The sequence below is a fragment of the Microcystis sp. LE19-84.1B genome (genome assembly GCF_027531875.1).
Lineage (GTDB): Bacteria > Cyanobacteriota > Cyanobacteriia > Cyanobacteriales > Microcystaceae > Microcystis > Microcystis panniformis.
In genome coordinates, this window is the sequence record NZ_JAPZSR010000377.1 from 1 (window position 1) to 20,305 (window position 20,305).

A 20,305-nucleotide genomic window follows, 5' to 3' on the forward strand; every position below is an offset into this window, starting at 1 on the left:
ATATCTCGGTCATGGTGAGTCCCACAGTCTGGACAGTCCCATTCTCGAACATTTAACGGCATTTTCAAGGGCAATATACCCGCAATTACTACACCTTTTAGAGCTAGGAAACCATCTATCTATTTCGATGTAATTTCTCCCGTACCAACGGCATTTGTAGGCTAATTGTCGAGTGATTTCTCCCCAACTAACGTCAGATATTGCCTGAGATAATTTCGGGTTTTTGACCATATTCTTGACAGCTAAGTTCTCAACCACAATCGTTTGGTTTTCACGAACTAATTGAGTGGTTAGCTTATGTAAATGGTCTTTTCTACTATCGGTGATTTGGGCGTGAATCTTGGCTACTTTGATTCTTGCTTTTTCCCGATTTTTTGAGCCTTTCTGTTTTCTAGAAAGGCTTTTTTGTGCCTTTCGCAACCTCTGATAATGTTTCTTAAAATGCTTAGGATTAGATACCTTGTCTCCATCGCTGGTAATCACAAGGCTACTAATTCCTAAGTCAATTCCGATGGCTTTATCAGTTGGGGGTAATGGCTGGATTGTTGGGTCATCAAATCTTATTGAGATATGCCAGCGTCCTGAGGGATGTAATCTGACTGTTACTGTGCTTGGTTCACAGCTTTCTGGTATTTGTCTTGACCATCGAATAGGTAAAGGTTCTGTGCATTTGGCTAAATAGATTTGTTTGTCTTTAAATTTAAAAGCAGATTTGGTAAATTCGGCACTTCCTCCCTGATGTTTTTTCTTAAAGTTAGGATACTTAGTACGACCAGCAAAGAAATTAGTAAAAGCTGTTTGTAGGTGTCTTAAACCTTGTTGTAAAGGTACACAGCTAACTTCGTTTAAAAAGTCTAATTCTTCTTGTTTTTTCCAATCGGTCAACATTGAAGAAGTTTGAGCGTAGCCTACTCTTTCTTGCTTTTCGTACCAAGCTTGTGTTCGTTCGTGGAGAGCTTTGTTGTAAACCAATCTTACACAGCCCAAAGTGCGCCGCAATAGCGACTCTTGTTCGGGTGTGGGGTAAAATCGGAACGAGTAGGCTTTTTCCATGTCTCACATTTTAGCATATATTTCGTAAACGATGCTCATATTTAACAGTAAAGCCGTCGTAGAACGACGGGGTTTCAGACCCAAAATTTTCGATGACGATGAGTGCCTGTGACTTTGTGCGGAACCTGATCACACCATGTATGGCGATGCTGTGGGTGCGACAAGTCTATTATTGGGACAAGGAGAAAAACTCTATATCGCACCACAGAATTTAATCGAGTTTTGGAAAGTTTACTTTTAGGCAAAAACGCGAGCATCCCGAGGACGAACATAAACTTGCTCCCCGACTTGGAGATGCAGTTGAGCCAGTTGTTCTCGATTCAGATGGGCAATCAGGAGAGAGCGATCCGGTAGAATTAATTCCACATCGATGGCCCAACCCAGATGGATAATGCGCTCGACTTTTGCCTCAATGCTAGACCCATTGGGAAAAGAGAGAATTTCTAGGTCGTGGGGACGAATGAAAATCTTGACTCCGTTAGTACCCCCTCCGAGCTGCTCGAATAGTGCAGCCGAGGTCGGTGGCAAAACATTCACCCGGCCGATAAAACTCATCACAAAAGCAGAGGCAGGATGATCGTACACCTGATCGGGAGTTCCCACCTGTTCGATTTTACCCTCATTGAAAATTACGATCTCGTCGGCCACTTCCATGGCTTCCTCCTGGTCGTGGGTGACAAAAACACTGGTGACATGAACCTCCTCGTGTAACTGTCGCAACCAAACTCGTAGCTCTTTTCTAACTTTGGCATCCAAGGCTCCAAAAGGCTCATCTAATAATAATACTTCCGGTTCCACCGCTAAGGCCCGGGCCAGGGCAACCCGTTGACGTTGACCCCCGGATAGTTGGGCCGGATAGCGATCGCCTAATCCCTGCAATTGAATTAAACTCAAGAGATTGTCCACTCGTTTTTGAATGTAGTCCGGGGCAGCTTTGCGAATATTTAAACCGAAAGCGATATTCTGACGCACCGTCAGGTGTTTAAAAAGCGCATAATGCTGAAAAACAAAGCCAATATTCCTTTTTCTGACATTTAAATTGGTTGTGTCTTTGCCGTTGATGATAATTTTGCCTGTGTCGGGAGGTTCTAATCCTGCGATCGCTCTCAGGAGAGTGGTTTTTCCTGAACCAGACGGACCGAGCAGTGCCACCAGACGATTCGATTTGATCTCTAGGTTGATGTTGTCTAAAGCAGTAAAGGTGCCGAATTTTTTCGATACTCGCTCGATGATGATGCTCACGGTAGCTAATCCTCTGGCAAAAAAATGTATAGGGTTTGACCGTATTTTAACCATGATTCAATCGCAATCGTATTAAAATACACTCACATTTTACAAGATAGCAAGAAAATTAAGTTTCGATTCGGAGATTACTGGTTGTAAACAGAGACTAAAAAGATTAAACAGCGATAAAAGCTTACTATTACTCTTTTTTGCTCTTTTAGTCGGTTCTAAAGGCTTAATTAACTAATTTTGTCCCTTAACCACCAGAAACACACCGGAGAAAAGAGACAACTGAGGCAAAAATGGACTATTCTTTATTGACAATATTTAGCTTTTTTATCGGAATTGTCGTGGGATTAACGGGAATTGGCGGTTCATCCTTGATTACACCCCTATTGATCTTTGTATTTCAGGTTCCCGCTACCACCGCAGTGGGTTCCGATGTGGTAGCGGCCGGGTTGATGAAAGTGGTCGGCACTGTTCGTCACTGGCAACAGCAAACGATCGAGTTAGAAGTGGTAAAATGGCTAGTAATTGGCAGTGTACCCGGTTCTCTGTTAGGATTAGTCGGTTTTCGCTATTTTCAGCAGAATAGCTCTCTCAATCTCGATCAATGGTTGCCTCCTATCATCGGTCTTGTCTTGATGATCGTGACTGTCCTAGCGGCCCTGGAACTACTAATCTCCTTGTTTTTTCCCGATTTGTCCCCTTGGTCCTGGCCAAAATTAGATTTAACCACTCGATCGGGTCAGATAAAAACAACGATATTGGGGGCAGTTTTAGGCTATTTGGTCGGTTTAACCAGTATTTCCAGTGGTTCCTTATTTGCATTGGTCTTGATGACCTTTTTTCAGCTTGATTCTCGCAAATTAGTCGGTACAGATCTATCGCAAGCGTCCATCCTCTTAACCTGTACTTCCATCGGTCATCTGGGATTAGGAACGGTAGACTGGAATCTGGTACTTCCCATCTGGTTGGGTGGGATACCGGGGGTAGTAGTGGGAGCAAGATTATCGGAATATTTCCCCAAAAATGCCCTAAAAATACTGCTTTATACGGTTCTAGTCACGGTCAGTTGGCGCTTACTTCAACCCACCTAATCCCCAAAGTTCACTCGAAAGTCATCATACTACCCATCAACAGATCGGGACTGGTGGCGACAAAATAGATAATTCCCGCACCGAGAATAACGATCGCTAAACTAAATAGTAGCACCCATCGATCGGCTGGTTCGTAGGTATCTTCATCTATATCTCGTCTGACTGTAAAATAATGGGCTGTGGTCAAAAATACGGTCAATAAACCCACTAAAGCAAACATTAAGCCTAATTTCCAGCCATAACCGGGCCGGGGAACTAGGGGAGGATGAAAGGCCCGTAAGCGCAGGATAACCATACCAAAACCCATTAATGCGATCGCTGTTCGCATCCAAGACAGATAGGTGCGTTCATTGGCCAGATGATCGCGGACCCGATTGGGATTGACTTTTTTCGGTGTAATGCTGGTCTTGCTTTCCGTCACTGGTGATTTGAGAAAAAATAACATGATCGAGATGACTAGGGGTCGGTTTCAAGGGGAGTGCTTGAGAAGATGATGTTATTCTATGGCACTTGAGTGATGGATGGTATGGAAAAAATCTAAAATCTCTTTTTAAATGTATTTGTATTGAATCAGAAATTAAATAGATTCTGCTTGCTGCTGGAGAAGCGTCCATCCATAGCTTAAGGACAAGGCCAAGAAAGCGAGGGGAAGACTTTCCTTGATTATAAATACACCCAAACCGATCAGCACACAGGGGACAAAGTGGCTGCCGTGACTGGTAATTAAATTAGCGATCGCTGGTAATTGAGTTAACTGATGAGCAGTAAAACACCAAACACCCACCAAGATCAGAAAAACGCTGACGATAGTGACTAAATTTGGCCAGGTATTACTAGCGAACAGCGGCAGATAAATGCCGATATTATCGCTGCCATTGGCGATCGTAATTGCCGCCACAGCGCCGGTTTGAGGGGAAAACCAGGCCACCAAAGGAGAAGACGGTGCTGATTCTACGGCCACCTCCAGATGATTATCCGTCTCGGTTTCTTCTCGCTGCCAGAGACTCCGAATCCCGAAAATCACTGGCAACAGGCCGAGAAAACGAATCCACTGAGCCGGAATTAAAAAACTCCCGAAAAAGCCGGTTAAACTCGCCAAAATCAGCAGGATAAAGCCTAAATACTGACCGATAACGATATGACGACGGCGAAAAAGTTGATTGACTTGGGTAAAAAGAATCGTCAAAATCAGGATGTCATCGAGATTGGTGGCAATAAAGGCCGCTATTGCTGTGGATATGGCAGTAATCATGGTAGTCATAGGATTTTTTTCTTAATCGGGTCTTCTGATCTCGATCGCCCTACTTCCACTCTAGAAAGAGCTATTAATAAAATCAAATATTCTTTCTTGTTGATTTAATAAATTAAAATGATGGAAAGACCAATAGAGACGGAAAACCCCTTGCCATGGCCAGAATGACCCTAGATCAACTAGAAATCTTTCTAGCGACTGCGGAACATCTCCACTTCACCAAAGCAGCAGAAGCTTTATATATCACCCAACCGGCTGTCAGTGCCGCCATTGCCTCCCTAGAAAATGAATACGGGGTGAAATTATTCCATCGCGTCGGTCGTCATATCGAGATCACGGAAACAGGACGTTTACTGCAATTAGAAGCGCAACGCATTCTTACCCAGGTAACTTTGACAGAAAGGGGATTGGCGGAATTTAACGACTTGCAACGGGGAGAACTACAATTAGGGTCGAGTTTGACTATTGGTAACTATTGGCTGCCGGCAAAAATTAGCGATTTTCAGGAGCGCTATCCGGCAATTAAGATCAACTGCACCCTAGCTAATACGGAAGAAATCTGTCTAGGTACGGCTAACGGACGTTTTGACCTAGCATTAATCGAGGGAGAAGTCAAAAGTGATTTAACAAATTGTTTAGAACAGGAGATCGTCGGCAGCGATCGCCTATTAATTATTGTCGGACGTTCTCATCCTTGGTATAAAAGAGAAGCGATCGAATTACCCGAATTAGTGGAAACTCCTTGGGTAATGCGAGAATCGGGATCGGGAACTCAACAAAGATTCGAGGAAGCGCTACGGAATTGGGGTATCGATTTACGCACATTAAAGGTGACTTTGCTGTTAAATACCGGAGAAATGGTGAAGGCAATCATCGAGAATAGTTCGGCAGCTGCCGGTATTTCTGAATTGATGGTTCAAAAGGAATTACAATTAGGCACATTGCGATCGATTCGAGTCATCGATACTTCCGGTTTATCCCCTCGCTATCTCGAATTTATGCGCCCTTTTTTAAAAATAAAACACCGTCAGCGCTTTCAACCCCGCATCTGTCAAGTTTTCGAGCAGATGTTGTAATCTGCTTGCAGAATGGAATTAGATACTTCTAGTTCTTATTACAGATTTTTGGGGATTTCTATTCTTTTTTTACTCTCTCCCTTCAATAATTTTAATTTCCTCCTCGCTTAATCCATAGAGTTTATCAACAATTAGATCGATTAATTCATCGGTGGCTCTTAATTGTTGTTTTAGGGGTAAAAGTTTATCTAGACTGGTTTGATACTAAATCCGTTGAGTAACGCACAGAAAACGGGTTTCTCCGAGAAACCCGTTTTCTACTCATGCATTGGAAGTTCTCATCCTAAATCTCGTACCCTGCTGGCGAGCGAGTGGAAGGAACCACAAAGACACAAAGGACACAAAGATTGAGCGCTCCTATATAAGTTAAACTGGTCGCAACGCGCTCGCTACGCGAGATCACGCAAAGAAGAAGAGAGCCGATTTTACCTATCCACAACTAGAATACTAGAACTACTGAATAGAACGCCATATCTTTAATTGTCAAGGCTGCTCCAATATGAAAGATCGAGCCAATTCCCTGTATGAATCCGACTTCTATGGGTGGACAGAGCTACAAGCGAAAGCTCTAGCCAACCGACAGGTAGAAGCTCTGGACTGGCAAAACTTACGGGAGGAAATCATTTCCTTGGGTAAACAAGAATATCGAGAACTGGTGAGCCGTCTAACCGTTTTGGTAGGACATCTTCTCAAATGGGAATATCAGCCAGATAAACGTTCTCGTAGCTGGTTTTTGACGATTAGAGAACAGAGACGAGGGATCAGACGGCATCTAGAGGGTAATCCTAGTTTAAAATCCCGGATACCGACGGCTTTATCCGATGCTTTCGAGGCCGGGGTCGATTTGGCTTTGCGGGACACGTATTTACCGATACGGACTTTTCCCTCTCACTGTCCTTTCACCTTCGAGGACATCATGGCCGACCATTTCCTCTGCGATACGAGTCAGGATTGGCCGTAAATTTAACGGTTATACCGCCTCAACGGGTACCTGTATCTCAACAAGTAATTTAAATACGCAGGCAGCTGATTCTTTTTTTTACTCTCTCCCTTCAATAATTTTAATTTCTTCCTCGCTTAATCCATAGAGTTTATACACAATTAGATCGATTAATTCATCGGTGGTGCTTAATTGTTGTTTTAGGGGTAAAAGTTTATCTAGACTGGTTTGATATTCTTTTTCTAGGGTTTCCTGTATTTGACGATCTAACAAGTTAACGCTAATTTTCTTTTTGTTCTTTTTCAGTATCTCCCACAGTTGATCCAAGCTAAGATGAGGTTCGCTTTTTTGGTAGTCACCGAGATAGTTTTGGATTTTTGATTTGTTGGCTAAATTATCGATCGCACTGCCGATTATTCTCTCTAAATATCTTAAAAAGCTTTTAATTTCTTTTTGTTTTTCTCGATTGATCTCGATCATCTGTTCTGCTAAGTAGGACAGAATATCATGGACTATATCGGTTTCCTCTCTCCTAATATGTTCCTCGATTTCCTTTAATATCTCTTGCTTTTCTTGATAACTTTTGATAAGTTTCTCTAAGCAATGTTGACGGCGATCGCTATTGGTGCTAAAAGATATTTTTCGGATCGGTATTTTTTCTAAATAGCTTTTATTCATGTCATCAACTAAATAGTCTTCACACCAAAAATTAAGTAATTTAGAGCTTAATAAGGTAGATGCGAAAAGCAAGTTATCTTTTTGGTTAGAGGATGAAATAATAATTTGAAGCGTTTTCATACCCGCAGAGTTATCTCTAGGATCAAAACTACAAACTATTCTCTGTTTCCAGCGTAGCTTCTGAATGCGAATACACCATATTTTGGGACATGAATAAAATTTTTGCATCTTAATAGGGGTTAATTCACTAGATTTAATTAATACCCCGTCATTAATTTCATACCGATTAATATCTTCTGGAATGACTATCATGAAATTACCCGTTGGATCAGGGGTTAATTTTTGTTTACTTCCTTCTTCTCCTCTAGAGATTATAAATTTCAAAGAGCTATTTCTCAATGTCTCTGAGTTATTTTCTATTTTTTGAATAATACTTTGTTCACATCTAGAGGCATTATAACCGATAATATGATCCTGTTTTCTTGCCCATTGTAGTTGTGCCGATTTGGTATTCTGCGACCATTCTTGAAGACCAAATTTTTCTAATCTTTCTTCCACCGAGACGATAAATCTACTAATTTTTTTATGTTGAATACGGTGATATTTAGATGGTTGTTGATGTGTGACTATTAAAATTAAACACCATGTATCTCTGACCTCTTTAAATACTGGTCCCGTTTCAATTAATTCTTCAATTGTACTTTCAAAAATTAAATGTTTTCGCAATTCTCTTAAATCTTCTTTGCGAAGTAAAGTATCAGGGACAATATGACCACATCTACCATTTTGATTAGTTCTAATCATTGATGCTTGAGTAAATAGTGCATAGGAATCAAGGTTATTTAAGCTATTAATTTTAAAATAATTTTGCAAGAATTTCTTTTCTTCTTTACTAAGAGTACAACCCCAAGGAGGATTACCGATTACTGCATCAAAACCGGGGTTATCCTTCCAAGAAGCGGAATCAAGATCGATAAAAACTTCAGGAAATTCCAGATCCCAATGAAAAAAACGCTTACTTTTATATAAACTAGCTGCTTGGTCTAAAATTCCTTGATCTGATCGGGGTAACTTATCCCAATTAATTGCCGATATATTGCCACCGTAGCGCTGCAAAAACTCGATAGCAGTTTTAACCCCAAAAAAGCGAGAGAGGAAAACATCTAATAAACGCTTGTAGGGTTTAGCTTGACTATCAAAATCACGGAATAACTGTTCGCTTGCTTCCACTTCAGCAAAAGTCGCATCGCTGAGGGTACTAATTCCCCGCATAATTTCCGCGGCCCGAAGTAACCCGACAAAAGGGCCAGTTAAAAGAGTTAATTGACCACTTTCTTCCTCGATCATAGCGGCTTCTGCGGCCTTGGCGGTAGTTCCGATCAGAGAATTACCACAACGTAAATGATGATCCAAAAAACTCAAAGGTGCGCCCACTGTGAAAGAATGTAACCAGAGACTAACCTTGGCCAATTCTACAGCCATCGGATTGATATCTACCCCATAAATACAGCGCTTCATCACCACTCTCTGTAATAATTGCGTTGGTTCAAGGGTGGGAGAATCGAGAATAATTCCCTGTTGTCGGAGATTGTCGATAATGTTTTGTCGGGTGGTTTCCAACATGGTTAAAACGGGATTATCTTCGGGATAAAGATTGAGAATCTGGATTAACTCATCGGTGAGATAGTCCACTGCTTCTACTAAAAAATGTCCGCTTCCCATGGCGGGGTCACAGAGTTTAAGATCAAGTAAGGTGGTGATTGCTTTTTTTTCTAAGCGTTGTAGCTCTTTTTCTAATCCCTGCTGACTGAGATTTCCTAAACGTCTATCGCTGCTTTCTTGTCTTCGGGTGGCGATTTCTGTCATCACATCCCCGAACTGTTGCGCTCTTTGCTCTAAAATTGGTTTGAGGGTATGACTGACAATATATTTAACAATGTAATCGGGAGTGTAATAGGAACCGGTGGCCTTTCTTTCTCCCCGATCATTTTCCAGATGCACCGATTCCCCCTCAATCACGATGCGATATTCCAGTAATCCTTCGTAAATTGATCCTAACTGTCGCACACCTAAAAAACTATAGTCGATCGGCTGTCCCTCAAAACGTGCTAACTTGTCTAAGATGGGCGCTAAAACCGCATCGGATAACTTATATTGACCGAGAAAACAATTCACCCGGCCTTCTTCCATGTCAAATAAACCCCCGTTGTAACGAGGTACGGCTAAATTAGCATCCCCTCGATCGACAATGCGGAATAAACTGAGGAGAGCATCGTATATTCCCGTCGAGGTGCCACTAAAGACCTGCTGACGATCGATTTTAATGGCAATTTCTCGCGTCTTCTGCAATAAGCTGTAATCGCGATAGTCTCCCCTCACCGGCAGCAAGTCCCGCGCTTCTGCGTAGAGCAGAAATAATAATTTATACAGCAGGGATAAACTCGCCTCATACAATAAATCTGGCTGTATGTCTGTATTTAATGATACAAAACCCTTAGAAATATCGGGAAAAATGCGATCGAAGACTAACTCTTTTAACTCGTTACCCACTCTGGTGGCATAGGTGGTACTCTCCTCCCGGACCCGTTCAAGGAAATTCTGACCGTGAATATCCTTAATAAAAGCCTCTTGACGGAAAAATAACCAGAAATACCGAAATTTTTGCCGGTCTCCCCCTTCTAATAGTTCCATCAAGTCCACTGGATAAAATTCCGTGGCTGTGGAGGACGCTTGACGGTAATATAAGCGCCATTCTCGACCATTGGTGAGAATACCCCAATCTACTCCCGTCCCCGTTAGATAATTGGTGATCTGAAAGGAAGGATTACTATTTTTCCAGATATCTCGCTGATCATTCTTAGAAACGTCACTAAGAGAACGTTGCCAGTATTTGGCCTCAGCGATCGCTAAAACTTGACGATAAAAGGCTGTTTCATTATTCTGGAGAGAATAGGCTTGATAACGGTCATTTTCTCCGGCAAATAGCGCATAATCTGGCCTTTCTGACCTTCCTTTTCCCCTACTGCTTACCTGCGGTATGTAACTAAAACCGAGAATTTCTAGAATCGGTTGTATTAATTCTGCTTCCGTTTGCGCTTCGTTAAGAGTCGGCAAAATCGCCTTTTTTTGTTGATAAAGACTCTCTAAGCGGCCAAATGCCACGGATACATCCTCTTGCCATTCCGGAGAATCCGGCAGCCGATGCTCAAGATAGTGTTGAGAAAAAAGTGGTTTATTGCTTGCTTGTCCTGACATGGGCAATTATCCTAACATTGAGGGTATCTAGCCTAAAAATGAAGAGTTCGCAGGCAGGCACGGATTCCCATTATATAAAAAGTATAAGGCAAGTCTCCGATTTTGTCAAGGGTTTTGGCAAAAAAAAATCGCCTCTGGGAGGCGGGGGTGAAAGGTATCACCCCGGAGAAATAATTAAACGCCGAAAGACTTACCACAACCGCAGGTTTGACTGGCGTTGGGATTAGTGAATTGGAAACCGCCGCCGATCATCGCGTTGCTGTAATCTAACATGAGACCGTAGAGATAGAGCAGACTTTTTTTATCAGAGACAATTTTAAAGCCATCGTAATCGAAAACCTCATCTTGGGGGCCAATATTGCTAGGATGCTCAAAATCCATCATATAGGACATTCCCGAACAACCACCTTGACGCACACCCACACGCAGACATAAATCCTTGCCCTGTTGCTCTTTGAGCATGGTAAGGTGTTTGAGGGCAGCCTGACTGAGTAAAATTCCTTTTCCTTGAATCTGAGTAGCTTGTGTCATCGTTAGCAGGAACTCCTAAACGCAGTTGAAGGGGACATATAAAACTTTACCTTCTCCTACCCATCTTAACGATAGTTGAGGGCTGTTGACCGAATTACTGTTTACTTTTCCCAGCCTCACAGGGGTTATAAGGCAAAAAAGAGCAAAAAACTGGGATTATTAATTAAATAGGGTTTCTGCATACGACTAGGTTCTTGAAACAAACCATAGAGCCATTCTCAGCCGATTTTCATCACCCAACCCTGGGGGGACGATAATCAAATCAGGAAAACGCTGCCTTGGGGATGCTGAAAAAGCAGCCAGAAAAGAGCAAAAGAAATTCACTTTTCTAAGCGGAGATTAGCGCCGCTGCTATCGGTGCGATAAACCCAAGTTTTTTGCTTATCAGTCAGAACAATTCGCCATCCTTGCACCAGTGCTTGAGTACAGAATTCTCCCGGTTTAGCTAATCCTAAACAACCATCGGGCCAGGTTTGTGGTTGTGCTGCTTGAATTTGCAAGCGATTAACCGATATCTTGGTTTTCCGACTCAAATCTTGACGGGTAGCGGCGATGACCGAATTAGGTGGCTCAGGAGATGCTAAACTGGGTGGCGCTAAGAGGAGAGAAAGCAGACTCATTAGCATGAAAATGCCAGTTGATACCAGAATAATTCTCGTTTTACCGATTCGTACTTGCTGGCTCTGGCTAAAATTTTTTCTAGATATCATCTTTAGTGCTGCCTCTTTCTGGGGGGTGATAGTCCGAGCGAATCCTCCTGTTTATAACCAGTGTAACCGATACTATGTTCCCGCTCTGGTTTTCGAGCAGCGGCAGCAGTCAATGTCGGTTTTCGTTGTCATCTCCTGAAAACTTCCGTCTCTTTAAGTGGCGATGGCGATTAAAATAGATGAGGATGAACTATCTTAGATGGATGAACTTATGTTATCTTTTTTCCTCCGTTGGTTGATTACCGCCGTCTCTTTATTGATTACAGCGCGAATAGTACCCGGTATAGAAATTAAAGATTTTACCGTGGCTTTGATAGCTGCTGTCGCTTTGGGTTTAATTAATGCTATTATTAGACCCCTGTTGATTCTTTTTACCCTGCCTTTAACTATTTTAACCCTAGGGTTATTTATTTTTGTGGTCAATGCCATTTCCTTTTCTTTAGCCTCCTATTTTATCAGTGGCTTTGAGGTAAAATCATTTTTTGCCGCTCTATTCGGTTCGATTGTGGTTTCGATCATTTCAGGAGTTCTCAATGGTTTTTTTGTTGAATAAAGTGACCAATAATTCGGTTGTTTAAAACAGCTTGGCTTACTCTGATCTAGAGACGTTGTTATAACAATGTCTCTCTATTTTTTGGAGATGAGGAAATCTCTACTGATTTGCTCTGGCTTTTGTCGTTAAGTAGCTGGTTATAATTAAATTGAAGATGGGTTTTGGGTTCGATCCCCCCTTAATCCTAGGGTTGATTCATCGTAGGGTTGATTCATGAATCAACCCTACCCTTAATCGATCTTTAACAAGGGGACATCTCAAAGTTTTTAACACCTACCTACTTAAAAATCAGGAAAATTTAATCCCAAGATTTCCATCTCAAGCACCGAGAGCAAGTTCCATTACTATTAGAATAGTAACTTTTTGTGAAGATTTGGTTAACCGGGATGATCCGAGGGGACAAAACAAATATAATCATCTTAACCATCTTTCCAGACAGCATAACTACAAGAGTGCAGAATGGAATTGTTGAGCTAAGGAGATTAACTAATCTCAAGTCAATTTTTCTCGTCTGTGTTGGCTTGAGAGACACAATCATCGTCGCAAAAGTTTTTTTCATTCAATTTAGAGGTTTTAAAATGACTAATAATCAGGAAAATCTTAGTAAAGAAAACCCAATTTATACAGTTCTCAGTATCGGTCAAAGAGGAGCAGGAAAAACAGTTTTCCTAGCGGCATCTTATCAGACTTTAAAAAATCCAGCAACTTGGGGAAATCAGGCTAATATTGTCTTCAGATCTCAAGAGGAAGAAAGTGAAGAAGATATTGAAAAAATTCTCAATTATGTCGCTAGAACAGGTCAATATCCCCCCGCCACTTTAAAAATTAGTAACTTTGATTTTAGTTTAGAGAAAAAAAGCGGTGATCAATCGGAGAAAATAGCGACAATTCGCTGGTGGGATCTACCGGGAGAAAGTTGTCAAATCTATAATTTAGCTTTTGTCAATATGGCTTTACAGGCTAATGCTTGTTTACTGTTTTTAGAGGCAGCAAGTTTATTAAATGATTCAGACAAGCATAACAATTACCTGAAAATTTTTCAAACCTTGATCGAGATAATTAACTATAATAAAAATAGGTTTAATTTAGCCATCATTATCAGCAAATGCGATCTAGTTTTTTCCGACCAAAAATCTTGGCAAAACCTACAATTAAAAGTCCAAAAATTAGAGCAAAAACTGCGAGACCAAAAAGTTAATCACCGTTTTTTTTACTCAACAGTTTTAATTGATTCCCAGCAAGGCACGCTGCAAGCAAATCAAGCTTTAGACTCCCTATCTTGGTTATTGTCTCAAATCGATCAACAACTGGTAAACTTTTCCTAAACGACCAGCACTATATCCGAACTATTTACAGAAAGATTAGCCAAAAAATCTCTCAAAAATCTGCTGACTTTCTTATAGCAGTTATCTTAAGGGTGAGAAATGTCGTCAAATAAGTAGTCGTGCAAAATTAATTTCCTAGTCGAGACTCCGAGACTCCGAGACTCCGAGACTCCGAGACGGGAGACAGCTATTAGGTATCGGATTTGGGTTTTCAGTTCTCTGTTTGCTCACATCAGCAGAAGTCTTACGGAGTAGTGGCTTAGATGTGTAATTAATTTTGCTTAGGCCTAAAAACTAGAAACAAGACACAATTGTGTTAAAATTATTTATAATAGCGCACAAAAGTGCTTAAAGGTTACAGATCATGTCCTTGCTCGTTGAACAACTGATTTATAGCAGTTTCTCGCAACTGGGATTTAAATATATCGCTAGTGCCAATGTCCCCCTAGGGATTCAACAGTTTTTTTATCAACATATAGTCTCTCAGTTATGGGACACCTATAATCCTCCAGATAGTAAATTTAAAGGAGTCTATATCTATCAAATTGACTCCCATAACACCCTCTTTGGTTGGTTAATTAATGATGGTAAGGATGAATTTGGTCGTGGGGATATCCCTTACTTTCATTGTTATTATTTACAGGAACTACTCGACTCGAAACAACTATTTAAAATTCTTGCCTGTCTAGAAGCAGGTCCCCTAAAACGTATTGCCAGAGATGAGGCTAAAATCTCCCTTGAACCCTTAACTTTAGCCGACAATTATCAGGCAAATGCCTTTGAATTAGGGATTAAACTTTCTAAAGATATTCGTCTGTTTAGCCACCAGCAACTGCGAGAAAAAAAAAACCTGCAATGGTTTATCTCCTCGAAAGAAACCAAAGAACGACCACATCCCACCGATAATAACTATGATAACTCTAAAAATACCGTACCTAGTCAACCAAATTATCAGGTAGAAATTGCCAAAATCCTGCAAGAATTAGCCGAAAAACCGCTCGCTATTGAGGGGATCATGCTTGTTTCTCCCCAGGGTCAACCTTTGACTGATTCCATCGGCATGGAACACAATAGTGCTTTAATCTTAGCAGGAACAATGGTCTATCTTGTCAATAACACAAAAGAGGAATTAAGCTGGTCTGATCTGGAACAAATTGCTGTTCGCAGTCCCCAGGGTCATCTGATCTTAACCCCTTGCAGTGACCAAGCTTTTCTTTTAGTGAAAACTGGCAAAACGATCACGGGATTGTTAGAGGTAGAAATCCAAAAAACTCGCTCAAAATTAGCAAAAATTCTCGCTATCTCTAACCCCACCCCCCAAACCCCCCTGTTAAATCCCACAGTTAATCCCCTCCTTGATTCCGTTGTAGAAGAATTCGAGATCGTCCTCGAAACCGAAGATAATAACAATGCAGATATTCGTTACTAGGGTAGAACCTTACAGTAATCAGTAATCAGTCCTGATGAAAAAATTTTCACCCCCACAGATGAAAGAGGTTTCCTTCCCTAAACCCTACACCCTGATCACTAAAAACCGATGAACCAATTAAACTTAGAAGTTGCGGGAAAAAAAGAACGTTTAGATGCTTGGATGGGGTCACAATTGCCCGATTTATCGAGATCGAGGCTGCAAAAACTGATAGAACAGGGATATATACAGTTAAATGGTCAAATTTGCACCAATAAAAATACTAAAGTTGCTCAAGGCGATCGCCTAAAGATTACCATTCCCGACAGTCAACCCCTGCAATTAAGCGCCGAGGCGATCGAGCTTGATATTCTTTACGAAGACGAATATCTGATTATTATCAATAAACCTGCCGATTTAGTGGTTCATCCGGCCCCCGGCCACGAATCGGGAACCTTGGTTAACGCTTTACTGCATCACTGTCCAAATTTAGCCGGAATTGGTGGAATTCAACGCCCCGGTATAGTTCACCGTTTAGATAAGGATACCACGGGCGCGATCGTTATTGCCAAAACCGACCAGGCCCATCAACACCTACAGGCACAATTAAAAACCAAAACTGCCCGCCGGGAATACATGGCCCTTGTCCACGGTGTCCCCAAAAGCGAAACAGGTACAATTGATCTGCCGATCGGTCGTCACTGCAGCGATCGCCAAAAAATGGCTATTATTGCCGTGGAAAAAGGCGGTAGAAATGCTGTCACTCACTGGCAAATCAAGGAAAGACTAGGCAACTACACCTTAATGGAATTTCGCCTAGAAACTGGCAGAACTCATCAAATTCGCGTTCATAGCAGCCACATCGGTCATCCGATTCTTGGGGATCCCCTCTATAGTTCCGGTCGTTCCATCGGGATTAATCTACCCGGGCAATTACTCCACGCCTATCGTTTAATCTTAATACATCCGGTCACGGGAGAGAGCCTAGAAGCGATCGCTCCCTTACCCGCTATTTTCCCGAAAGTTTTAGCTATTTTACGCCAGAGAAACCCCTAGCGCACAAATTGCGGCATAATCTCCGCTGCTGTCCATAATCCGTAGATACCGCGACGATGCAGGGAAACCCCCGCTTTCAGATAACCGAAAGCCGGTCCGCAGACATTAGCCGCCATACTGGTTTCATCACCTAAAGTGAAGGTATGGGTAGAAATTTTGCCTTCAAAAGTCCGCCCCGTGACTTTAACATTGGTACTTAAAGGCTTTTTCGGGTTGCGCGTATCCACCACACCCCCGACGGAAACCCGCTCGCGTCCACAAATTCCAGCCAATTCCAGCATAATATCGTCCGCGTGTTCCATATTTTCGAGGCTGAGAATGCCATTGGTTTTATTTAACAGCATTTCCACTTCCGCGTCACTCATCTGGTGGGCTGTTTCTGGGTTGTAACCGGGTAAATGGGCGATATCTTCGCGAATAGTGGCACGATAAGCCTCCCAGTTGGCAATTCCCACACCAAAGGTAATTTTAACGCTATGAATCTCTGCATAACTCTGGGCAGCTAGGGCAGCGGCCGCAGTTAACAGTCCGGGGGTAGCACCGCAACCGGTCATGTAGGTGATGCCAGCGGCTTCTAGGTCTGCTTGTAGTGCTAAGATTTGTGCCATGGCGCTGGTACGTTTGAGAGCATCGACTAAAACCCCGCGCCAACCTAAGCGAATGAAAGTTTTAGCGATATCGGCCATGAAATTGTTAGGTAAATTCGGTAAGGCGAGAAAATAGCCTTCTACATCGGCAGTTTTGATTAATTCCTCGATACTGTTCTCGCTGAGACTGCCGTAATTTTCCAGATAACCGATCGAACCCTGGTCATGATAAATTTTGTTACAGGTATTGACATCTAGACCGTCTTTGTGGTAGGCAAAACCGGCTTTATCGGCGGCGGCAGTCCAAAGCATTTCCTGTTTGGGGGCGAGAATTCTAGCGGCAGCCTGTCCCAAACCACCAAAACCTAAAACACCGATCCGAAGGCGATCGCTGGCTATTTGTTTATTCATACTTGTTTTGATTCCTATAGACAAAATTCTATGATCTCGGCGGTCGTGGTTCGCCGTTGCATCTCCTTTATTTTCAATTTATCGCTTCAGGTCGTCTTTTTTGTGTAGTTTTGTTAAATTATGCCTACTAGGTTAAGGTTCGCCCTTGACGATGAAGAAAAGTTACGGGAAACTTACAAAAAATGAAAGTGGTTGGTCGAGATAATATAAAGTTTTGCTAAAATTTTAACCAGATTGCTACGATTAGCAAACTATCGTAAATTAAAACGATAGGGAGCTTTGCAAACCCCAGATCACGCCGAGAAGAGCTATGAGCATGGAAAGCCTAGAGTTTATCATCTATCCCGATGGTCGCGTTATGGAAAAGGTGACAGGCATAGTCGGTTCATCTTGTCAAGAGGTGACAGCGGCGATCGAGGCACAACTCGGGCAGCTGATGTCTCAAGAGAAAACCTCGGATTATTACCATCAAACCGTCAGCCAGTCAGAGAAAGTCAGCAACGCAGCCACTTTTAGCGACTGGTAATTTTTCATTTTTCCCAATCCCTTTATTTAAGCCACTGAAAAGCCATGTCACACTTTAGCAATATCAAAACCAAAATCCGCGATCTATCCTACCTAAAAGCCGCCCTGAGCGATATGGGGATGGAATGGAAAGAGGGTTCCCACCCCGTCAAAGGTTATCAAGGTCAAACTTTAAGCGCAGAGGTGGTAATTGAACAAGATAACAATTACGATATCGGTTTTCGCTGGAATGGTAACGAGTACGAGTTAGTTGCCGATTTACAATACTGGCAACAACCCCTAACCGTAGAAGGATTTTTAAGAAAAGTAAATCAAGGTTATGCCTACCACACCATCCTGGCAGAAACTGCTAAACAGGGTTTTCAGGTGGCAGCACAGGAAAAAAATACTGATGGTTCCATTCGTCTAGTGGTACAACGTTGGAGCGCCTAATGGCTGATTTTTCTCCCGAACGCTCTGGTTTTGAACCAGAGTTAGGGGGATTCCTAAGAGATTCCCCCGATCGCACTGGTTTTGAACCGGAATTAGGCGGTTTACTGCGCCAGAAAGCGGTTTACGTCGATGAGGTCACTTGTATTGGTTGTAAACACTGCGCCCACGTTGCCCCCAATACCTTTTTTATTGAAGGCGAATACGGTCGCTCTCGTGTCTATAATCAGGACGGTGACGAAGAAGAAATTATTCAAGAAGCGATCGAGACTTGTCCGGTTAACTGTATTCACTGGGTTAATTATAATCAGTTGTCATCCCTTGAGGAAGAACGCAAACATCAAGTGATTAAACAGTTAGGTTTTCCTCAGATTCACAAGAAATTTAGCCCCGCAGATTTAGACATTTAGGGTGGATAGGTCTAGCCTCATCCACCTATTATTTCCTAGCAGTCATGGCAGCGGTTCTCGATCGAATCCGGTACAGTTCTCAGGGGAAATAATCCTAAGTAGCTAGGTATTGAAAACTTTCAGATGCCCCCCTTATCAAGGGGGGCAGGGGGGATCGAACCTAAAATCCATTTTTAATTTAATTATAACCAGCTACTTATCTCGGATTTTAACGACAATGAATACCCAACTGATTGATTCTCTCGCGCGAATTATTCTCTCTCTCTCCGAGGAAGAAAGAGAGTTACTGAATCGAAAAATTGAGAGCGAACAACGGGAAAATTTGCAGATTAACGCTCAAATTTTGGATTTAGAAACCCGTGTCAAGCAATACGAAAATCAATATCGCATGAGTTCGGAAGAATTCTATCCTAGATTTCGTTCCGGTGAGCTAGGGGACGCTATGGATTATTTCGAGTGGAATGTTTATTATGAAATGCTATTGGCAGCTAGAAAAGAGATAAGTTTACGATCGAATTAGATGGAGATAGCCGATTATATTCCCCTAGTTAAAAGGAAATTATCTGAGAGTTCGATTGTGAACTCTTTCGCGATTGTCGATGAAAGAATTTTATTCGATCGAGGTTATTTCTGATCAACATTCCTTCAATTTAAGGACAACAACTGTATAAAATTGAACCACTGAGATAAATCATGAATCCTAGAGTTAAAGAAGTTATCCCTTTGCCAAACTATCAATTACAACTCATCTTTACTAATGAAGAAAAGAAAATTTATGATTGTTCACCACTGCTCGATTTTGGCATCTTTCAAGAACTTAAAAACAAACAGTATTTTAATCAAGTAAAAATTTTAGATGGTACGATAACTTGGCCGAACGAACAAGATATATGTCCTGATACTCTCTATCTTGACTCCATTTCCCAAACCTAGAACAGTTCGATCGAGGAAACCCAACAATTTCCCGTAAAATTTAGGAAGCATGAAAAGTAACGCTCCCACTGATCAGATGTTCTTTCGCTACAGCCTTTCTCAGAAAGATGAGGTTAGTTATTGTTGCTAAAATACTTGATGAGTAAGGATTACTCTGTACTTCATCTCTAGGAGAAAGAGTGAGAAATTTTCTACTTACCCGGTGATTGCTGTGGGGAGGGAAAAGTTAGAGGCAATCGGGGCAAAATGATAAGTATTTTATATGCAAATACCTTCAATACTTAAAAATATTTAAATTTACAATTGGTAATATTTATTTTTACTCAAGAATTTATTGAGAATAATTTCTATTTATTTACGAGATAGCAATACTTCCAGCGATTCTGGTATAATTTTGCATTATGCTATGGTGGGTTTTTCTGGTCTTTTTTGGACTTTTTAAGGTCTAGCTTGCCTTGAAACCATTGCTAAATCTAGACTTTCCCTTTTAGCCAAACCAAACACTTTCGCCAATTATCCCTTTTTTCCCTAACAACGTTGATCTAATTTTTGTGTAGTTTTGTTGCAAAGTCAAAATTTTTTTGACAAAATGCCCAAATTGTGGTAGGGACGAAATGACGAGATTTAGCATCATCTCTGGTTCCAGTGTTTCCTAAAATCAGAGACTTCCTGCCTCACCCTTAAGATAACTGCCAGAGTTGTTTTTTCTTGTATTTGAATTGATCAAAATAAATTTATTTGATGTTGTCTGTGGAGATTTTTTGGGTAAGTAGCTGATTATAATCTAATTGAAACCACTTACTTAGGGCTTGCTGAATAAATGTGAAATGTAGGCAACGTAAGGGTTTT

General features: G+C 41.6%; 19 protein-coding genes and 1 pseudogene. 12 read left to right on the forward strand and 8 right to left on the reverse strand.

The features are described from left to right. Both O9324_RS21270 and O9324_RS21275 read right to left on the reverse strand, forming a co-directional pair. Positions 1-1,053, reverse strand: a pseudogene (locus O9324_RS21270) (RNA-guided endonuclease InsQ/TnpB family protein); the annotation flags it as partial. Positions 1,054-1,290: 237 nt separating this feature from the next. Then, positions 1,291-2,295, reverse strand: a complete 1,005-nt coding sequence (locus O9324_RS21275; RefSeq protein ID WP_287730876.1) for a sulfate/molybdate ABC transporter ATP-binding protein — start codon at positions 2,293-2,295, stop codon at positions 1,291-1,293. Between the two features lie 284 nt (positions 2,296-2,579). Between O9324_RS21275 and O9324_RS21280 the strand changes: the two genes are divergently transcribed. After that, positions 2,580-3,377, forward strand: a complete 798-nt coding sequence (locus O9324_RS21280) for a sulfite exporter TauE/SafE family protein (RefSeq protein WP_012267584.1) — start codon at positions 2,580-2,582, stop codon at positions 3,375-3,377. A 10-nt stretch (positions 3,378-3,387) separates the two neighbouring features. Here O9324_RS21280 and O9324_RS21285 read toward each other — a convergent pair whose 3' ends face one another. Both O9324_RS21285 and O9324_RS21290 read right to left on the reverse strand, forming a co-directional pair. Continuing rightward, positions 3,388-3,822 (reverse strand): YidH family protein, encoded by a 435-nt coding sequence (locus O9324_RS21285; protein WP_046660540.1) that lies wholly within the window; start codon positions 3,820-3,822, stop codon positions 3,388-3,390. A 132-nt stretch (positions 3,823-3,954) separates the two neighbouring features. Continuing rightward, on the reverse strand, positions 3,955-4,638 hold the full coding sequence (locus tag O9324_RS21290; RefSeq protein WP_288141239.1) for a cadmium resistance transporter: 684 nt from the start codon (positions 4,636-4,638) through the stop codon (positions 3,955-3,957). Positions 4,639-4,784: 146 nt separating this feature from the next. Here O9324_RS21290 and O9324_RS21295 point away from each other — a divergent pair, with 146 nt between their 5' ends. After that, positions 4,785-5,705, forward strand: coding sequence for a LysR substrate-binding domain-containing protein (locus tag O9324_RS21295; RefSeq protein ID WP_002787117.1), 921 nt, complete (start codon positions 4,785-4,787; stop codon positions 5,703-5,705). Positions 5,706-6,204: 499 nt separating this feature from the next. Next, complete coding sequence (locus tag O9324_RS21300; protein WP_288141240.1) at positions 6,205-6,666, forward strand: DUF29 domain-containing protein; 462 nt, start codon at positions 6,205-6,207, stop codon at positions 6,664-6,666. Between the two features lie 78 nt (positions 6,667-6,744). Here O9324_RS21300 and O9324_RS21305 read toward each other — a convergent pair whose 3' ends face one another. From O9324_RS21305 to O9324_RS21315, 3 genes are all read right to left on the reverse strand, one after another. Next, positions 6,745-10,578 (reverse strand): Eco57I restriction-modification methylase domain-containing protein, encoded by a 3,834-nt coding sequence (locus O9324_RS21305; protein ID WP_288141241.1) that lies wholly within the window; start codon positions 10,576-10,578, stop codon positions 6,745-6,747. A gap of 174 nt (positions 10,579-10,752) precedes the next feature. Further along, a complete protein-coding gene (locus O9324_RS21310; protein WP_288141242.1) occupies positions 10,753-11,109 on the reverse strand; it encodes an iron-sulfur cluster assembly accessory protein in 357 nt (118 codons plus the stop codon). Positions 11,110-11,429: 320 nt separating this feature from the next. Next, positions 11,430-11,819: a DUF8738 domain-containing protein gene (locus O9324_RS21315; protein WP_002767358.1), complete on the reverse strand. Its 390-nt coding sequence runs from the start codon at positions 11,817-11,819 to the stop codon at positions 11,430-11,432. Positions 11,820-12,030: 211 nt separating this feature from the next. On the opposite strand from O9324_RS21315, the gene O9324_RS21320 reads away from it, so the two are divergent. The 4 genes from O9324_RS21320 (at position 12,031) to O9324_RS21335 (ending at position 16,161) form a co-directional block, all read left to right on the forward strand. Then, a complete protein-coding gene (locus O9324_RS21320) occupies positions 12,031-12,372 on the forward strand; it encodes a phage holin family protein (protein ID WP_002767360.1) in 342 nt (113 codons plus the stop codon). A gap of 578 nt (positions 12,373-12,950) precedes the next feature. Further along, positions 12,951-13,697: a TRAFAC clade GTPase domain-containing protein gene (locus tag O9324_RS21325; protein WP_002767361.1), complete on the forward strand. Its 747-nt coding sequence runs from the start codon at positions 12,951-12,953 to the stop codon at positions 13,695-13,697. Positions 13,698-14,061: 364 nt separating this feature from the next. Beyond that, positions 14,062-15,126 carry a roadblock/LC7 domain-containing protein gene (locus O9324_RS21330; RefSeq protein WP_287626937.1) on the forward strand — a complete coding sequence of 355 codons (1,065 nt, stop codon included), beginning with the start codon at positions 14,062-14,064 and terminating at the stop codon, positions 15,124-15,126. A 108-nt stretch (positions 15,127-15,234) separates the two neighbouring features. Next, complete coding sequence (locus O9324_RS21335; protein WP_288141243.1) at positions 15,235-16,161, forward strand: RluA family pseudouridine synthase; 927 nt, start codon at positions 15,235-15,237, stop codon at positions 16,159-16,161. Here O9324_RS21335 and bioU read toward each other — a convergent pair. Continuing rightward, complete coding sequence (bioU, locus tag O9324_RS21340; RefSeq protein WP_002767366.1) at positions 16,158-17,159, reverse strand: (S)-8-amino-7-oxononanoate synthase BioU; 1,002 nt, start codon at positions 17,157-17,159, stop codon at positions 16,158-16,160. The two genes, O9324_RS21335 and bioU, sit on opposite strands and share 4 nt — an antisense overlap. A 310-nt stretch (positions 17,160-17,469) precedes the next feature. Between bioU and O9324_RS21345 the strand changes: the two genes are divergently transcribed. The 5 genes from O9324_RS21345 to O9324_RS21365 all read left to right on the forward strand — a co-directional run bounded on the left by O9324_RS21345 (position 17,470) and on the right by O9324_RS21365 (position 19,456). After that, positions 17,470-17,685: a DUF2997 domain-containing protein gene (locus O9324_RS21345; protein ID WP_002752708.1), complete on the forward strand. Its 216-nt coding sequence runs from the start codon at positions 17,470-17,472 to the stop codon at positions 17,683-17,685. Positions 17,686-17,729: 44 nt separating this feature from the next. Continuing rightward, on the forward strand, positions 17,730-18,116 hold the full coding sequence (locus O9324_RS21350; protein ID WP_002731926.1) for a DUF1257 domain-containing protein: 387 nt from the start codon (positions 17,730-17,732) through the stop codon (positions 18,114-18,116). Beyond that, positions 18,116-18,523 carry a ferredoxin gene (locus tag O9324_RS21355; RefSeq protein ID WP_002747586.1) on the forward strand — a complete coding sequence of 136 codons (408 nt, stop codon included), beginning with the start codon at positions 18,116-18,118 and terminating at the stop codon, positions 18,521-18,523. Before O9324_RS21350 ends, O9324_RS21355 begins: the two co-directional genes overlap by 1 nt. A 217-nt stretch (positions 18,524-18,740) precedes the next feature. Further along, the gene (locus O9324_RS21360) at positions 18,741-19,043 is read left to right on the forward strand and encodes a hypothetical protein (RefSeq protein WP_002734133.1); all 303 of its coding nucleotides are present in this window, start codon (positions 18,741-18,743) and stop codon (positions 19,041-19,043) included. A 173-nt stretch (positions 19,044-19,216) separates the two neighbouring features. Next, positions 19,217-19,456, forward strand: a complete 240-nt coding sequence (locus O9324_RS21365; RefSeq protein WP_002787103.1) for a DUF2442 domain-containing protein — start codon at positions 19,217-19,219, stop codon at positions 19,454-19,456. Positions 19,457-20,305 lie beyond the last annotated feature (849 nt).

Bases quoted from the DNA above. Each gene is read 5' to 3' on its own strand.
- O9324_RS21280 (WP_012267584.1), top strand. From the start codon at position 2,580: ATGGACTATTCTTTATTGACAATATTTAGCTTTTTTATCGGAATTGTC.
- O9324_RS21310 (WP_288141242.1), bottom strand. From the start codon at position 11,109: ATGACACAAGCTACTCAGATTCAAGGAAAAGGAATTTTACTCAGTCAG.
- O9324_RS21295 (WP_002787117.1), top strand. From the start codon at position 4,785: ATGGCCAGAATGACCCTAGATCAACTAGAAATCTTTCTAGCGACTGCG.
- O9324_RS21290 (WP_288141239.1), bottom strand. From the start codon at position 4,638: ATGACTACCATGATTACTGCCATATCCACAGCAATAGCGGCCTTTATT.
- O9324_RS21365 (WP_002787103.1), top strand. From the start codon at position 19,217: ATGAATCCTAGAGTTAAAGAAGTTATCCCTTTGCCAAACTATCAATTA.
- O9324_RS21360 (WP_002734133.1), top strand. From the start codon at position 18,741: ATGAATACCCAACTGATTGATTCTCTCGCGCGAATTATTCTCTCTCTC.
- O9324_RS21345 (WP_002752708.1), top strand. From the start codon at position 17,470: ATGAGCATGGAAAGCCTAGAGTTTATCATCTATCCCGATGGTCGCGTT.
- O9324_RS21300 (WP_288141240.1), top strand. From the start codon at position 6,205: ATGAAAGATCGAGCCAATTCCCTGTATGAATCCGACTTCTATGGGTGG.
- bioU (WP_002767366.1), bottom strand. From the start codon at position 17,159: ATGAATAAACAAATAGCCAGCGATCGCCTTCGGATCGGTGTTTTAGGT.
- O9324_RS21305 (WP_288141241.1), bottom strand. From the start codon at position 10,578: ATGTCAGGACAAGCAAGCAATAAACCACTTTTTTCTCAACACTATCTT.
- O9324_RS21335 (WP_288141243.1), top strand. From the start codon at position 15,235: ATGAACCAATTAAACTTAGAAGTTGCGGGAAAAAAAGAACGTTTAGAT.
- O9324_RS21325 (WP_002767361.1), top strand. From the start codon at position 12,951: ATGACTAATAATCAGGAAAATCTTAGTAAAGAAAACCCAATTTATACA.
- O9324_RS21350 (WP_002731926.1), top strand. From the start codon at position 17,730: ATGTCACACTTTAGCAATATCAAAACCAAAATCCGCGATCTATCCTAC.
- O9324_RS21320 (WP_002767360.1), top strand. From the start codon at position 12,031: ATGTTATCTTTTTTCCTCCGTTGGTTGATTACCGCCGTCTCTTTATTG.
- O9324_RS21315 (WP_002767358.1), bottom strand. From the start codon at position 11,819: ATGATATCTAGAAAAAATTTTAGCCAGAGCCAGCAAGTACGAATCGGT.
- O9324_RS21330 (WP_287626937.1), top strand. From the start codon at position 14,062: ATGTCCTTGCTCGTTGAACAACTGATTTATAGCAGTTTCTCGCAACTG.
- O9324_RS21285 (WP_046660540.1), bottom strand. From the start codon at position 3,822: ATGTTATTTTTTCTCAAATCACCAGTGACGGAAAGCAAGACCAGCATT.
- O9324_RS21355 (WP_002747586.1), top strand. From the start codon at position 18,116: ATGGCTGATTTTTCTCCCGAACGCTCTGGTTTTGAACCAGAGTTAGGG.